Below are 15057 nucleotides of genomic sequence, written 5' to 3'. Positions count from 1 at the left end.
CCCTTAATTTGTGATTTAAACTAATAGAAAATAATTCTAACTGATTCTAACAAATTTTAGTAAAAATTTTCTAATTGTCATTTTGACTTCCGCTACCATATTGAGCCATAAAATACATCTCCAGTGAATTTGCAACATTAATTTACTAAAAAGACTATCTTTATTTATCTTTTCTATGCAGTCCGCATTCTTTATGATCTGCACTCTCCCACCACCAGCGTCCAGCACGAATATCCTCTCCTTGCTCCACTGCTCTAGTACAAGGAGTGCAGCCAATGCTTAAGAATCCCTTTTTATACAGCGCATTCTGTGGAATCCCTCTAAAACTCACATATTCCCAAAGCATAGAATCTTCCCAATCAAAAAGCGGATTAACCTTATAAAGCCCGAAATTATCGTCATTTTCTAATAGTTTTGTATCACTTCTTGTGATAGATTGTGCGATTCTAATTCCGCTTATCCATAGAATCTTGTCCTCTAGCGCACTCTGTAAGGGTAGTATTTTACGCACATAGCAACATTTCTTACGCTTTTGCAAACTATCGCGCATTCCATATTCTCCTAGTTCTTTCTCTATTCTCTCTAGCTCAATTAGTGGCGAAGAATAAGATTTGATCTTTATGCCAAAGTGCTTCTCAACTGCTTCTTGATGTTCTAAACTCTCCTTAAAAAGCTTCTTAGTATCTAGTGTAAAAGCTTCAAAAAATTTAGAATTCTCCTTAAAAAAATGCGTTTGCAAAAGCATATCAAGCGCAATTACATCTTCTATCTGATGCGAAAATGCAAGTGCGAAATTATGTTTTTCTAAACTTTTTTTAATTTCTCTAGAATCCCAAACTTCCCTTAAAACCTCATCAAATCGTTTTATACTATATTCAAATAACATATTCACTCCATTCGTTGTCTTGAAAAGATTTTAAAGATAAGAAGCGGATAAATACGCTATTTTTACCGCTATTGCGCAAAATGTCAAATTGCAACTTTGGAATCTCTGCGCAAATCTCACGACCTTGTGCCATTAAATCAAGCCGCACACGTGCTCCTAAGATTCTATGTCCTATTACTCTTGCTTCTATCGCATCTATTTCTTTTTGTAAAAATACTTCAATCTCGTGAGGGCGGACGAAAAGTGTCTCTCCCTCACCCAAAACAAGCCCATTTTCTCCAACTCTCCCTGAAAAAAGATTCACATTTCCCAAAAAGCTATATACAAAAGGATTCGCTGGATTTTCATACACAGATTCTGGAGTACCTACTTGCTCTATTTTGCCATTTTGCATAATCACAATTTCATCACTAACTTCTAATGCTTCCTCTTGGTCGTGTGTTACAAACACGCTAGTTATAGAAATCTCATCATGCAATCGTCTAAGCCAACGGCGCAAATCCTGCCTCACTTTCGCATCTAGCGCACCAAATGGCTCATCTAGTAAAAGCACCTTAGGTTCAATAGCTAAGGCTCTAGCCAACGCTACGCGCTGTTTTTGTCCGCCACTTAATTCGTGCGGCATGCGATTTGCTAAAAATTCTAGCTGAATCATTGATAGAAGTGTATTGACTTTCTTTTTTATTTCTTCCTTGCTAGGTCGCACATTTTTAGGGCGAACCCTCAAACCAAAAGCAATATTATCAAACACATTCATATGCTTAAAAAGCGCGTAATGCTGAAATACGAATCCTATTCCTCTATCTTTTGCGTGTGCGTTTGTAATATCCTTGCCAAAAAAAGAGATTTTTCCCTCATCTGCATTCTCTAATCCTGCTATGATTCTAAGTAAAGTCGTCTTTCCACTCCCGCTAGGTCCTAAAAGCGCAGTTAATTTTCCTTCTTTAATATCCAAATTAATAGAATCCAACGCTACAAAACTACCAAAATTTTTAATTATATTTTCTATTTTAATGCCCATAATATTCCTTAATGTGTCCGCGATAATCTCGTGATTACTAACTTTAAGACAAGCGTTAAAATGGATAAAAGCGTTAAAAGACTAGCAATACAAAAGGCGGCTATATATTCGTATTCACTATATAGAATCTCAATGTAAAGTGGCATCGTAGTCGTAACGCCAACGATTTTACCGCTTACGACCGCTACTGCGCCAAACTCGCCCATTACTCTAGCATTTGTTAGCACCATTCCATAAAATACACCCCATTTTATATTAGGTAATGTAACAAACCAAAAGCTCTGCCACCCACTTGCACCAAGACTAAGTGCGGCTTCCTCTTCTTCTTTGCCCTGTTCTTGCATAAGCGGGATTAACTCTTTTGCTACAAAAGGAAAAGTTATAAAGGCACTTGCTAGAATGATTCCGGGGAGTGCGAATACGATTTGAATGCCAAGATTCTCTAAAGTATTTCCAAAGATTCCGCTACTTCCAAATAACAAAACAAACATTAGCCCGACAATAACAGGTGAAATTGCAAAAGGCACTTCCAAGAGTGTGTTTAAAACTCGTTTTCCAAAGAAATCAAACTTTGCCACACAATATGCAATCAAAATTCCAAAGAATGTGTTTAGCGGCAGGACAATACAAGCCACAATCAAAGTCAGAGCAATTGCCTTTAGTGTGTTCTCCTCTAAAATCGCATTCCAATATGCGCCAAAGCCTTCTTTAAACGCCTCGCTAAATAATGTAATTAAAGGCAGCAATAATATTATGCTTAAGAATCCCAACATAATGCTAAGACAAAGTGGTTTTAAAAATCTAGGTTCTATTAGCATTAATTCCTCTTTCCTTGCAAATAAGCAATAGCAAATAAAAGCAAAAATGATACGACAATCATAAATACACCAACTACACTAGCTCCTAAATAATCATGTGATTCTATTTTGCTAACAATAACAACGGGTAGGATTTGCGATTCAAAAGGAATATTGCTAGAGATGAAAATCACAGAGCCATACTCTCCTAAGCCTCTAGCAAAGGCAAGTGCAAATCCCGTAAGTGCCGCTGGTAGTAAAGATGGAATCACGACAAAGAAAAAAGTCTGCCAAAAATTCGCTCCTAAGCACATAGCAGCCTCTAAGCTAGAATCATCAAAATCTTTTATAACAGGCTCTAGCGTCCGCACTACAAAAGGCATTCCAATAAACACCAATGCTAAACAAACACCAAAAAAACTAGCCCTTTGCGCTTCAAAGCCAAAAATTCCAAGAAAGGCTCCAAGGATTCCACTTTCTGCCAATAAAAAGCTAAGTGCGATTCCAGCCACAGCGGTAGGAAGTGCAAAGGGCAAATCTACAAGCGCATCTAAAATTCTTTTTCCAAAAAACTCATATCTTGCTAAACTCCACGCAATGACGAATCCAAAGATTAGATTCACGATAGCAGCACAAAAAGAAGTGCTAAGAGAAAAGAAAAGTGCACTTAAGACTTGTTTATCCAAAATAGCCCTCAAGAATCCAGAAAAGCCTATTTGAAAGCTAAAGGCAATTAGCGTAAAAAGCGGAACAATCACCAAAAAGAATAAATAGCCAACACCAAAGCAAAAGCTAAATTTAAAACCCGGAATAATGCTAGGTTTTACGAAACTTATCATTATTTATCAGTCTTAATAGATTCAAAGATTTTATCAAAGATTCCGCCATCGCTAAAATGCTCTTCCTGTGCTACGCTCCAGCCGCCAAAGTCTTTAATGGTGAATAGCTCTAGCTCCTTAAATCGCGCGGTGTTTGCCTTTAAGACTTCTTCATTGGTTGGGCGATAGTAGTTTTTTGCAATAATTTCTTGTGCTTCTTTAGAATAAAGATATTCTAAATACGCAGTTGCAACAGCACGTGTTCCCTTAGATTCCACGACAGAATCCACAATCGCAACAGGAGTTTCAGCTAGTATGCTAATCTTTGGGGTAACTATTTCAAATTGCCCACGTCCTAGCTTTTCTATCGCTAAATATGCTTCATTCTCCCACGCAATTAGTACATCTCCTAGCCCACGTCTTACAAAAGTATTTGTAGAACCTCTAGCGCCAGTATCAAGCACAGGGACATTTGCATAAAGTTTTTTTAAATATTCTTGCGCTTGTGTGGCATTATTATTATGCAATTTTAGCGCGTAGCCATATGCAGCTAAGTGATTCCATCTAGCACCACCTGAAGTTTTAGGATTTGGTGTGATAACTTTCACATCATCACGGATTAAATCGTCCCAATTTTGAATATTTTTAGGATTCCCTTTTCGCACCAAAAAAACGATTGTAGAAGTGTAAGGTGCGGAATGGTTAGCAAACGAATTTTCCCAATCTTTTTTGATTTTTCCGCTTTTCTCCACTATTGCATCAATATCATACGCTAAGGCTAGTGTAACAACATCAGCAGGAGAGCCATCTATAACACTTCTTGCTTGCGTTCCAGAGCCACCGTGAGATTGATTAACCTTTACTAAATCGCCTGTTTTTTGTTTATAATAATCGCTAAAGGCGACATTATATTCCTTATAAAGCTCTCTTGTGGGGTCATAAGAGACATTTAGCAGTTGATATTCTGCTGCGTAGATTCCGCCACCAAATATTAATGCAGCCACACTTGCAGCCGCTATTAAGTTTTTTAACTTTCCCATAATGATTCCTTAATTAACTTTATGGATTCCGTTTAGGATTCCACTATTTTAAGGATAGGTTTGATTTCCTATCCCAACTCAACCGAGCTTGAGATAGAAAATCAAACAATCTCAAGCACATTATTTAAAATACATATTGTATTGACAATAACAATCGCTACACATCTGTGCCATAACTTCTCCTTTTTTTAGATTCTTAAAAGATTGAAACTATTATATAAATAGCCTTAAATCAATATTAATTTTTTAATATTTTTACAAATTCATATTGTATTTGTAATTTTTATATATCAAAAATTTACAATATACATCCTCTAAATGATAAAATCAAGAAGAAAGATTAATGTGATTTGTGCTATACTTTTGCCTTAAAATTCATAATAATTAAGGAAAACCATGAGACTTTTACTAGCGATTTTTATACCATTTGCGGTGTTTTTTACAATAGGACGTCCTATAGCCGGGGTTATTTGTTTAATACTTCAAGTTACACTAATTGGTTGGCTACCAGCGGCTATTTGGGCTGTTTATGCACTAGGACAATACAAAACTGATGTAAAAATTAAGGAAGCCCTAGATGATAAAAACTAAGGAGGTTATGTTTAAGATAAGCAAAAACACACTACCGCATTTTTAATCAAGAATATTAAAAATATTTCCAGATAGATTTCATTATTACCAACCCGCTTTAAATTGTGCGGTATGGAGATTTTAGAAGAGCGATTCTATGTGAAAAACTCAATGTTTAAAAGAATTTAACTGCATAAATGGGCAGATTCTCTTTACTAAAAAATCTTATAGCATTGCTTTTGAAGATTTATTTTTTGTGAAAGTCGGGGCTGTGAGTAGGGCAGATTCTATCTTTGTGAATGATAAAAAGGGGAATATGGAATTTGTAGGCTCACAAACTTGCAAAAGTGGCAAGACTAAAAAATGATTTATGGAATCTATGCTAGAGATTGTGTATATTTGCAAGATTTTAAGCCCAAATTTTTAAGGCGAAAAATCAAAAAATTTAATGAAAATAATTGGTGGGAGTGGGGTAGGGATTATCACAAAAGTGAAAAACTGCGCATTTATGTGAATACTAAAACATGTTAAAAAGCCATTTTTCCTACATTCTTGCAAGGCTTATGATGGTTCAATTTTAGCGATTTTTCCAAAATTTGAAGTGGATTTACAAACTCTTCAAGAGCTTTGCAATAAGCTTAATGCAATAGATTTGGAGGAGTTGGGCTTCGTGTGTGATGGGAGATTTCTCTTTTCACAAAGAAGTTTGAAAAATACAATGCTAGATTTGAGTTTTAAGGAGTATGTATCGCCCAATTTTACTTAATAATGGCATTATGTATTAAGCTAAGGAATCATCATAACCTAAGCAGATAAGACAATAAATAAAAAAGCTGAATACTTATTTAAACAATCCACACAAAGTTAAAATAATCTTTAGATTTCCCAATAAATTGCATCAAACAAGTATTTTCTTTAAATTTTATTAAAAATGATAATAGATTTTAATACTAGATAAAGCTTAAAATTACTAGAATCACAATTATTTTTACTACAAAGGATTACGACATGACAATAAATTCTTTAAAAGATGGGGATTGTGGCGTGATTGTGCGCGTTAATGCTGATGATAAAATGCGTGAGCGCCTATTTAGCTTTGGGATTGTTAAATCCGGACAGATTAAACGTATTAAAAGCTCACTTGGTGGCTCAACAATTTTAGTAGAGATTGATAGAAATTGCGTTGCTCTACGTGCTGAAGAGGCGGAATCTATTTTGATAGAACAGGGGGAGAATGTATGCAAAATGTAATTAAAATCGCACTTGTTGGACAACCAAATGTGGGCAAGAGTCTTCTCATTAACACGTTATGTCATGCAAATATGAAAGTTGGAAATTTCACAGGGGTAACTGTGGAAAAAGCCCAAGCACAAATGGAATATAAAGGCTATACACTTCAAATCATAGACCTCCCTGGCACTTACTCTTTATATGGTTATTCTAAAGAAGAGCAGATTACTAAGGAATTTGTAGAGAGTGATGCATATGATTTAATTGTTAATGTTGTGGATTCTACAAATTTAGAACGTAATTTGCAACTTAGTACGCAATTGCTTGATACGCAAAAAAAGATGCTCCTTGCTTTAAATATGAGCGATGAGGCACATAATGAGGGGATTAACATTAGAGTGCAAACACTAAAAGAGCTTCTTGGAATTCCTTGCGTGCAAATCTCCGCACACACAAAAGAAAATCTTAACGCTCTCCTTGATAGTATCATAGAACTCCACAAAAAAGAGCAGGGCAGCAATAAACGCATTTATAGCAATGCTATTGAAAATGAGATTCTACATATTGAAGAGTTTTTAGTAGCAAAAAATGATAAAAGCGTGATATCTTTAGGCTTAAGCACACGTCAAGTTGCTATTTTGCTCTTAAAACAAGATGAAAAGCTCTTTAAGGTTCTCCATGAAAAACCCATTTGGATGGAACTCTCTAAAGTATTGCAAAGCTCTCTAAACACTCTGTATGCCACATTTGATACACAGAGCATTCAAGAGATTTTCTTAGATGACTTACATGCCTTTGTAGGCGGCTTAATCACGGAATCAGTGCGCTATGAAAATGCTCCAAAACACAACCGCACAAGCAGTATTGACCGCATTTTAATCAATAAATACGCCGGAATCCCTATTTTTCTATTTTTTATGTGGTTGCTATTTCAATTAACATTCACACTAGGCGCGTTACCAATGGATTTGATTGAGAGCTTTTTTGGTTGGCTAGGAGAGAGTGTTAAAGAAAATATTAGTAACACTTCTCTTGCTTCCTTACTCGCTGATGGAATTATTGGAGGGGTTGGGGCTGTTGTGCTATTTTTACCAAATATTGTGATTTTATTCTTTGGAATCGCGCTACTTGAAACAACTGGTTATATGGCACGTGTAGCGTTTTTATTAGATGGATTTTTTCATAAATTTGGCTTGCATGGCAAGAGTTTTATTCCGCTAGTTACTGGTTTTGGTTGCTCTGTGCCGGCATTTATGGCAACACGCACATTAAAGAGTCAAAAAGATAGGCTTTTGACACTTTTTATTATAAACTTTATGAGTTGTGGAGCGCGACTGCCTGTGTATGTATTATTTGTAGGTGCATTTTTTCCAACAAATGAAGCAGGGAACTGGCTTTTTGGAATCTATATTTTAGGGGCAATTATTGGGCTTGTTATGGCAAAGATTCTGCGTCTAACTGCATTTAAGGGTCCTGATGAACCTTTTGTAATGGAAATGCCAAAATACCGCATGCCAAACTGGAATCTTGTGTGGTTCTCCATTGTAGCAAAGGCAAAAATGTATCTTAAAAAAGCCGGGACTTTTATCCTTGCAGCTTCTGTTTTGATTTGGTTTGCAAGCACTTATCCTAAGCAAGAATTGCTTGAAAAAACTTATGCGCAAAAGATTGAGAGTGCAACGAGTGATGAGAATAGGGAAGAGCTTGAGTTTGCGTTAGAAGAGCAATTAATTGAAAATAGTTATCTAGGAATGGCAGGAAAGGCAATAGAACCGATTTTTGCGCCACTTGGATTTGATTGGAAAATGAGTGTATCTTTACTTAGCGGACTTGCAGCAAAAGAGGTGATTATTTCAACAATGGGTGTATTATATACGCTTGGTGGAGAAGTAGATGAAACAAGTGAGAGTCTTATGGGAGTCATTAAAAATGCGATTCCATTGCAAAATGCGGTGGCATTTATTCTTTTTATAATGATTTACAACCCTTGTCTTGCTGCAACAGTGGTCTTTGGCAAGGAAGCTGGAGGCTTTAAATATATTGCGTATTTATTTTTATTCACTTGCGCTGTGGCGTATATTGCAGCATGGATTGGAAGCGTAATTTTTGGGGCTATGCTAGGTTAGAGTAACCTAGCTTTAGTTTATGATTTCAGTAGTATTCTTTAGTTTTTTCTTATCAAAGTGCATATAAATTCGTGAAGTGTCCAAATTTGCATGTCCTAAAGCTTCTTGAACAAGGACTAAATCTTGACTTTTTTGATAGAGCAGGGTAGCAAAACTATGACGAAGCATATGTGCTCCATTTTTTTCTTTTCGGATTCCATTGCTTAGTAAAATTTGTTCCACAATACGACTAATATAGGCTTGGGTAAGCTTTTTTCCTTTGTGATTGCAAAAAAGAAAATCGTCTTCAACCTGCATTGTATCACGTGCACTTTTCCAAAGTGTTAAATCCCTAAAAATATTTTTGGATTTTAACATTACAACGCGCGGTTTATTGCCTTTTCCTCGCACTTGTATGAGATAAAATTCTCCATCTAACATAATGTCTTTGATCTTCAAGGCTAAAGCCTCACCAACGCGGATTCCGGTGTAGATGATAACTTTTAAAAGCAAGCGGTTTCTAGCACCCAAATCTTGATGTTTGAAAGTAAAATTATTAATCCCTTCAATAAAGCGATGCACTTCTTCTTCATTCATAAAAGAGGGGAGCTTTTGTCCGCTTTTACCACGCAAACCACCCCAATTTTTAAGCTCAATGCGGAAATTATATGAAGTGCCTTGTTCGTCTTCATTTTGTTTGTCAATAAAACCAAAAAAGTTTAACAAAGCCATGCGATAATTCTTTTTTGTTGCGTCTGAAAGTGAGCTGGTATGAACGGTTAAAAATTCCTTTAAAAGCTCTTCATCTATATTTTTTAGGCTTTCTAAACCTAACTGCGTGAGATATTCATAGAGTTTGCTTAGTGGCGAAATGTAAGTATTGATACCGATTAAGCCAATATTACGGCACTCTTTACAAACACATTGCAAGGAATCCATAGAATCAAATCCGCCACGAAATTTTGCCAATACATTTAAAATTGCTTGCTTATTTTTGACTTGATGATTTGAAAGGCTATTGATTTTGCTGTAAATAAAGCGCTCCATCCAAAATAAAAGATTCTTCTCGAAATCATCAAAATAATCAATTGTATAACGCATTAGTTTCCCTTGATATAATTTTTAAGCTTTAATTAAAGAAAGCTTAAATAACAATATCGCATTATAGCAAAAATATACCATTTTTGTATTGAAAACTATAATTTTCAAACTTTTTTTGTTTCTTTTTAAAAGACCGCTTAAAATGGAACAAAACTCCTCTACTTAAAAAGTTAATAAAAATTATAAATTGTAAGCTTTACATAGCAAATTGAAAAGCGTCATATTTTTAAATGCGTTCCTAAAAATAAGCAATTATTGAAGCACAAATTCAACAAACTCTTAATACAATATAAAAGACGCAAGTTATGATTAGATTTTTTAATAAAGGAATAAAAAATTATGAGAAATGCAATTAAAAATTTTTTGGCAAGTGAATTGTGTTATTTTCTATACACAATTTTAGTTGCTCTTCGTAACTGCTTGATTGTTTGTATTGTGCCTCTTCTTTGGTTAGTGCCTTCTGATTGGGTTGATGCTATTGTTTCTGGTTTTTTATTTTTAGTTCTTTTTACTATTTTTGCTTTCTTTATTCTCTTTATTTTCTACAAAGAACTCTCTTTTCTAGATTTGCTCTATTTATTGCTTGGTGGAGTAATATCGCAAGATAAAAACAGAATGAAAAATAAAAGGTTAATATTTATAAGAAAACTATCAACAAGGTCTTTTTTATTTGTTGCAGTAGGATTATGGGTTGTGCTTTTTGCTACTATTGCGTTATATAATAAATTCCATTAAATATAAAATATTTGGTCACTTGGTTGCAAAAATTTTAAAGATTTTATAAAGTTTCTTTAAAAATCAAAGCACAGAACCTAAAAATAAAAGTGATTTTAAATGAATAAAGTCTCGCAATAAGCACATGTAGTGCCTATAAATTAGATAGAATCCAAAAGTGCAACAGCACGTTTAGAGGATTTCTCAATGTCTTCAAAAGTGTCAGTGATGGATTCTACATTCTCCTTAGTAAGCGTATGGCTTAGCTTTTCAAGTGCAAAATTTGTATTCTTAAGCAATGCTATTTTAGTTTGGTTTAGTCCTTCAATGTCAAGATTTCCAACCTTTTGTAGCATTTTTTCATCATCAAGATATTTAGAAATTGGATTAATTGCATTAAAATTGCAGGTCTCTTTTCTTAAGTTAAAGCTTAAATAAAGATTAGATTTATATACAATGTGTTCAAGCTTTGAGATACTACGTAATAAACGTGATGAAAGCTTATTGAAAACATCTTGAAGTGTCGTTGTGGTCTGCTCCATTTTACTAAATACTGCATTGAAATTTGTGATATTACTATGTGTGGAATTTGCATAATCCGAGATTTGAGTAAAATTATCTTGAATTTCAGCGATTTCTTGCTGCATATTTTGCACAACCATTGAGATTCCATTTGTTGCTTTATGTGTTTTTTCTGCAAGCTGACGCACTTCATCAGCAACCACAGCAAATCCACGCCCATGCTCCCCTGCTCTAGCAGCTTCAATACTAGCATTTAGTGCTAGTAAATTTGTTTGATTTGCAATATCAGCAATAATATCCACAACAGAACTAATATCTTTTGATTTTTGAGTAAAGCTCTCCACAGCAGCTAAATTTTCATTAATAATTACCATCAATGCATCAATAGATTCTGTAATGCATGCTACATCTTTTTGAGAATTTTTTGCACTTTTTGTAATGTGTGTAACATTATCATTGACAACATCAAGCTGTTGCATATCTCCGTCCAAATCTGATGAAATCTTTGTTAGATTCTCATTTTGGCTACCCAAGCTCATATCAAGCAACGCCTTAGCAAGAACATTTTGAATATTTGCTCTTGCATTTTCTTCAATTTTTAATAGTATTGCATTAATATTGTTAATGTCTTGAATGAATGCTCCTTTTAGCCCTTGTGCGTAGGCTAGACGATAATATTTGCCTTCTTGAGAAGAGCGAATTGCCGTGCTAATCTCTCGCATAAAAGCCTCTATATTATCTGTAACGGTATTGAGATTATGCGCCATTTCACATAAATCTTCATCGCCATTGATATGCAGCACACGCTGTTCAAACTGCCCTTTTTTATAAAGACTAGTTACTTTTAACATATTTTGGATAAGATACTCACGCTTTGTAAATTTTATAATTCCATATCCTAACACAGCTATAATTAACACATAGATAGCTAAATGTGGGCTAAATCCTTGCGTAAATGCTTCTAACCCAAAGCCGACTACACAAAATACGATTCCAATAATGAGTAAATTTTTCATCGGTAGCCCCCTACTTCGGCTTGTTTTTGGAGACCAATAATAAACTCATTCCAGCTGATTTTATTTTGTTCTAAATAATCCAATACGAACTGCACACTAGCATTCAAACCTTTCTCTTTTTCAATCAAAAGTAATTGTTTATAAATCTCCATAGTCGTCTCAACCCCAGCCTTGCTAGGACGACGACGCACAGAATAATAGCCAATCACTTCTCCATTTTCATTATAAGATGGGGTTACATTGACAAAAACCCAGTAAGTTTGACGTTTTTTAGAAAGATTACAAGTAAAAGCAAAAAATTCTTGTTTTGCTTCTATTGTATCCCATAAAAGTTTAAAAGCAGCACGTGGCATAAAAGGATGACGCACAATACTATGAGGCTTATCTAAAAACTCTTTCTCACTATAAGCACCATAGTGAGTAAAATCAAGATTCCCATAGGTAATGTTACCCTTTAAATCAGTCTTAGAAGTAATTAATGTATCATCTTTCAATAAAACTTCGTTTTTTAAGAGCTCTAATGCAGATTTCATTTGTTTCCTTAATTATAATTTGGTTATTAAGCCAGTATAGGAATTATTGTTAAAAATTCATAAAAAAAGTATAAAATCAAGAATGGATTTTTAAAAACAATAATGTAAATTAAAGCATTTTCTGTATAATTTCAGGTTTTTAGAATTTAAATATTTCTAATTTTTAAGGTTATGAATGCAAGATTATAAACATGCGGATTTTTTAGACCCAAAAAATGCACTAGAACTCTACTCTTTAGACCTCTTTACACTAGGCAAAATGTCAGATTCTATACGGCAGAAATATTTTGGGAAAAAAGTATTCTTTAATTCTAATCGCCACATTAATCCTACAAATGAATGTGCTGATATTTGTAAGTTTTGCGGATTTTCCGCACATAGAAAGAATCCAAATGCTTACACAATGGACAAAGCACAAGTGCTAGAGCTTGCAAGAGAATCTATAAGTATTGGCGCACTAGAACTTCATATTGTTGGTGCGCATAATCCTAAGCTAAACTTAGAATGGTATTTAGATCTATTTAGGACGCTAAAGGTAGAGTTTCCACAGATACATATTAAAGCACTAACTGCTGCAGAAGTTAATTATTTAAGTGTAATTTCAAGCAAAAGCCACAAAGAAGTTCTAGAGCTTATGGCGCAAAATGGTGTGGATTCAATGCCAGGAGGCGGGGCAGAGATTTTTGACGAAAAAGTGCGTAATTATATTTGTAAAGGCAAAGTAGATTCTAAAACTTGGTTAGAAATCCACGGAATCTGGCATAATTTAGGCAAAAAATCCAATGCTACAATGCTTTTTGGACATATAGAATCACGAGAACATCGCATCGATCATTTATTACGTCTATATCACCAACAAGAAAGAAGTGGAGGATTTAATGCGTTTATCCCTCTAGTCTATCAAAAAGAAAACAATTTTTTGAGGGTTACAGAATTTCCTAGCGGACAAGAAATTTTAAAGACTATCGCAATTGCTAGGATTTTGCTTCCAAATATCCCACACATTAAAGCTTATTGGGCTACTTTAGGGTTGAATTTAGCTCTTGTTGCGCAAGAATTTGGAGCAGATGATATTGATGGCACAATTCAAAGGGAAGCTATACAAAGTGCAAGTGGCAGTAAGAGTGCCTATGGCGTAACAAAAGATACGCTGATTGCAGAGATCAAAGATGCGGGATTTATCCCAGCAGAACGTGATAGTCTTTATAATATTATCCAAATCTATTAAAGGAGAAAAAATGCAGTATTATGGCTACGAAATGTTTAGAGAGGATATAAAGGAGCTTGTGAGTCAGATTGATTTTAATCCCGATGCGATTGTAGCAATTTCACGCGGTGGGCTAACAATGGCTCATTTTTTGGGCATTGCTTTAGATCTTAGGCGTGTTTATACCATTAATGCTTCATCTTTTTTTAATAAAGTCCAACAAAGAATCCAAATCTCAAATATCCCAGAGCTTAATGGTAATCAGCGCATTTTAATTGTAGATGAAATTGTTGATAGTGGCACAAGTATGGAGAAAGTGTATACAATTTTAAAGACGATTTATTCGCATATAGATTTCAAGACTGCATGTATTTTTCACAAACCAACAGCAAACTTTAAGCCTGATTTTATCGTGCGTGAAGCCAAAGATTGGGTGGAATTTTTCTGGGAAGTAGATATTGTTAAATCTATGCGTGAAAGGCAGTGAGTCGGTGAGCTTTTAAAAAATTGTAATTGTGGCAAAAAATGTGAATTCTAGTTTTGCCCCTCTTTTTTTAAGCATTCCTCGCAAACCACATATAGCATCATATCATGCCCCACAAGCTTACTTTTATAGGATTTTGCCACATCAACTTGTAACTTCTCAATCTCATCATTGCAAAATTCCTCAATCCTACCACACTCCAAGCAAATAATATGATCATGGTGCAAACCGCTTGCGATTTCATAGCGCTTTCCACTCTTATCTACTTCAATGGAGCTTACAAAACCTTCTTTTTCTAGAAATGACAGAATCCTATAAATAGAAGAAATGCTTGTGTTTTTGCAAGTTTTTCTAATGATAGTAAATATATCTTCAGGACTTAGATGTCCGCCATCCTCATAAATTACTTTTAAAATTAACTCTCTTTGTTTGGAGCTTTTTAAACTATTTTTTTTGATTGACAAATGCAACCTATCTAAAATCGTTTTGAGAGATTCTTTATATTTTTTCATTTAAAATCCTTTGCTATGCGGCTCTACGCTTGGAAATAATTATTGTAGCAAAAAGTAAGTAATAAATCAAAGATAAAATAAGAATCGTTTTTATTTTACTTTAAGTTAATATCAATTATCATTTTTTATTTACTTAAACTAACTTTACAAGGAGAGAAAATGTCTGTTTTGGTAATTGGTGGAGATGAAATTACCCCTATTAAAGCAGTGCTTAAAAATTTAGGATGTAAGAAAATCACACATTGGGATGGCAGAAAAGAAAGTATTAACCACAAAGATTTACCTCAAAATATTGAGTGTTTGGTAATGCTTACTAATTTTTTAAATCATAACACAATGCGTAAATTCCGCAATGCTGCAAAGAAAAAAGAGGTTCCAGTTATTTGCACCAAGCGTAGCGTAAGTTGTTTATATTGCGAGTTTATGAAAACCTTTGGTGTAAATTGCACCAAAACTTGCCCTTGCAATTAAGCTAAACTTAATTAGTTTTTAATGTTTATA

General features: G+C 34.5%; 17 protein-coding genes. 7 read left to right on the top strand and 10 right to left on the bottom strand.

The genetic code is table 11. From position 1 onward, the window contains the following. Positions 1 to 160: 160 nt before the first annotated feature. The 5 genes from K4G57_RS00645 to K4G57_RS00625 are packed head-to-tail and all read right to left on the bottom strand — an operon-like array spanning position 161 to position 4562. Positions 161 to 886 (bottom strand): phosphoadenylyl-sulfate reductase, encoded by a 726-nt coding sequence (locus K4G57_RS00645; RefSeq protein ID WP_221531253.1) that lies wholly within the window; start codon positions 884 to 886, stop codon positions 161 to 163. Next, positions 876 to 1907 (bottom strand): sulfate/molybdate ABC transporter ATP-binding protein, encoded by a 1032-nt coding sequence (locus K4G57_RS00640; RefSeq protein ID WP_221531252.1) that lies wholly within the window; start codon positions 1905 to 1907, stop codon positions 876 to 878. Before K4G57_RS00640 ends, K4G57_RS00645 begins: the two co-directional genes overlap by 11 nt. Positions 1908 to 1915: 8 nt before the next feature. Next, positions 1916 to 2725 carry a sulfate ABC transporter permease subunit CysW gene (gene cysW, locus K4G57_RS00635; RefSeq protein ID WP_221531251.1) on the bottom strand — a complete coding sequence of 270 codons (810 nt, stop codon included), beginning with the start codon at positions 2723 to 2725 and terminating at the stop codon, positions 1916 to 1918. Continuing rightward, on the bottom strand, positions 2725 to 3543 hold the full coding sequence (gene cysT, locus K4G57_RS00630) for a sulfate ABC transporter permease subunit CysT (protein ID WP_221531250.1): 819 nt from the start codon (positions 3541 to 3543) through the stop codon (positions 2725 to 2727). The genes cysW and cysT overlap by 1 nt, the downstream gene beginning before the upstream one ends. Then, positions 3543 to 4562, bottom strand: coding sequence for a sulfate ABC transporter substrate-binding protein (locus K4G57_RS00625; protein WP_221531249.1), 1020 nt, complete (start codon positions 4560 to 4562; stop codon positions 3543 to 3545). The genes cysT and K4G57_RS00625 overlap by 1 nt, the downstream gene beginning before the upstream one ends. A gap of 396 nt (positions 4563 to 4958) precedes the next feature. Between K4G57_RS00625 and K4G57_RS00620 the strand changes: the two genes are divergently transcribed. Continuing rightward, positions 4959 to 5153: a YqaE/Pmp3 family membrane protein gene (locus K4G57_RS00620; protein ID WP_221531248.1), complete on the top strand. Its 195-nt coding sequence runs from the start codon at positions 4959 to 4961 to the stop codon at positions 5151 to 5153. A 204-nt stretch (positions 5154 to 5357) separates the two neighbouring features. On the opposite strand, the gene K4G57_RS00615 is transcribed toward K4G57_RS00620, so the two are convergent. Continuing rightward, positions 5358 to 5537, bottom strand: coding sequence for a hypothetical protein (locus tag K4G57_RS00615; RefSeq protein WP_221531247.1), 180 nt, complete (start codon positions 5535 to 5537; stop codon positions 5358 to 5360). Positions 5538 to 6140: 603 nt separating this feature from the next. Between K4G57_RS00615 and K4G57_RS00610 the strand changes: the two genes are divergently transcribed. Continuing rightward, positions 6141 to 6383: a FeoA family protein gene (locus tag K4G57_RS00610; protein ID WP_221531246.1), complete on the top strand. Its 243-nt coding sequence runs from the start codon at positions 6141 to 6143 to the stop codon at positions 6381 to 6383. Continuing rightward, entirely contained in the window at positions 6371 to 8488 is a 2118-nt protein-coding gene (gene feoB, locus K4G57_RS00605; protein WP_221531245.1) for a ferrous iron transport protein B, read from the top strand. Before K4G57_RS00610 ends, feoB begins: the two co-directional genes overlap by 13 nt. Positions 8489 to 8500: 12 nt before the next feature. On the opposite strand, the gene K4G57_RS00600 is transcribed toward feoB, so the two are convergent. Further along, a complete protein-coding gene (locus tag K4G57_RS00600) occupies positions 8501 to 9568 on the bottom strand; it encodes a tyrosine-type recombinase/integrase (RefSeq protein ID WP_221531244.1) in 1068 nt (355 codons plus the stop codon). Between the two features lie 339 nt (positions 9569 to 9907). Between K4G57_RS00600 and K4G57_RS00595 the strand changes: the two genes are divergently transcribed. After that, positions 9908 to 10303: a hypothetical protein gene (locus tag K4G57_RS00595; protein ID WP_221531243.1), complete on the top strand. Its 396-nt coding sequence runs from the start codon at positions 9908 to 9910 to the stop codon at positions 10301 to 10303. A gap of 140 nt (positions 10304 to 10443) precedes the next feature. Here K4G57_RS00595 and K4G57_RS09185 read toward each other — a convergent pair whose 3' ends face one another. Then, the gene (locus tag K4G57_RS09185) at positions 10444 to 11820 is read right to left on the bottom strand and encodes a methyl-accepting chemotaxis protein (protein WP_221531242.1); all 1377 of its coding nucleotides are present in this window, start codon (positions 11818 to 11820) and stop codon (positions 10444 to 10446) included. Next, a complete protein-coding gene (locus tag K4G57_RS00585; protein WP_221531241.1) occupies positions 11817 to 12353 on the bottom strand; it encodes a PAS domain-containing protein in 537 nt (178 codons plus the stop codon). The genes K4G57_RS09185 and K4G57_RS00585 overlap by 4 nt, the downstream gene beginning before the upstream one ends. A 175-nt stretch (positions 12354 to 12528) precedes the next feature. On the opposite strand from K4G57_RS00585, the gene mqnE reads away from it, so the two are divergent. Both mqnE and K4G57_RS00575 read left to right on the top strand, forming a co-directional pair. Next, positions 12529 to 13581, top strand: a complete 1053-nt coding sequence (gene mqnE / locus K4G57_RS00580) for an aminofutalosine synthase MqnE (RefSeq protein WP_221531240.1) — start codon at positions 12529 to 12531, stop codon at positions 13579 to 13581. A gap of 10 nt (positions 13582 to 13591) precedes the next feature. Continuing rightward, positions 13592 to 14047: a phosphoribosyltransferase gene (locus K4G57_RS00575; RefSeq protein WP_221531239.1), complete on the top strand. Its 456-nt coding sequence runs from the start codon at positions 13592 to 13594 to the stop codon at positions 14045 to 14047. Between the two features lie 47 nt (positions 14048 to 14094). Here the strand turns inward: K4G57_RS00575 and fur are convergent, their stop codons facing one another. Beyond that, the gene (gene fur / locus K4G57_RS00570) at positions 14095 to 14556 is read right to left on the bottom strand and encodes a ferric iron uptake transcriptional regulator (protein ID WP_221531238.1); all 462 of its coding nucleotides are present in this window, start codon (positions 14554 to 14556) and stop codon (positions 14095 to 14097) included. A 159-nt stretch (positions 14557 to 14715) separates the two neighbouring features. On the opposite strand from fur, the gene K4G57_RS00565 reads away from it, so the two are divergent. After that, positions 14716 to 15027, top strand: coding sequence for a DUF2325 domain-containing protein (locus tag K4G57_RS00565; RefSeq protein ID WP_221531237.1), 312 nt, complete (start codon positions 14716 to 14718; stop codon positions 15025 to 15027). Positions 15028 to 15057: the final 30 nt, after the last annotated feature.

Origin of the sequence: Helicobacter turcicus (assembly GCF_019711685.1) — a bacterium.
Classification (GTDB): Bacteria; Campylobacterota; Campylobacteria; order Campylobacterales; family Helicobacteraceae; genus Helicobacter_D; species Helicobacter_D turcicus.
Note: the sequence above shows the minus strand (reverse complement) of the source record. Positions and strands in the feature narration are given on the sequence as shown.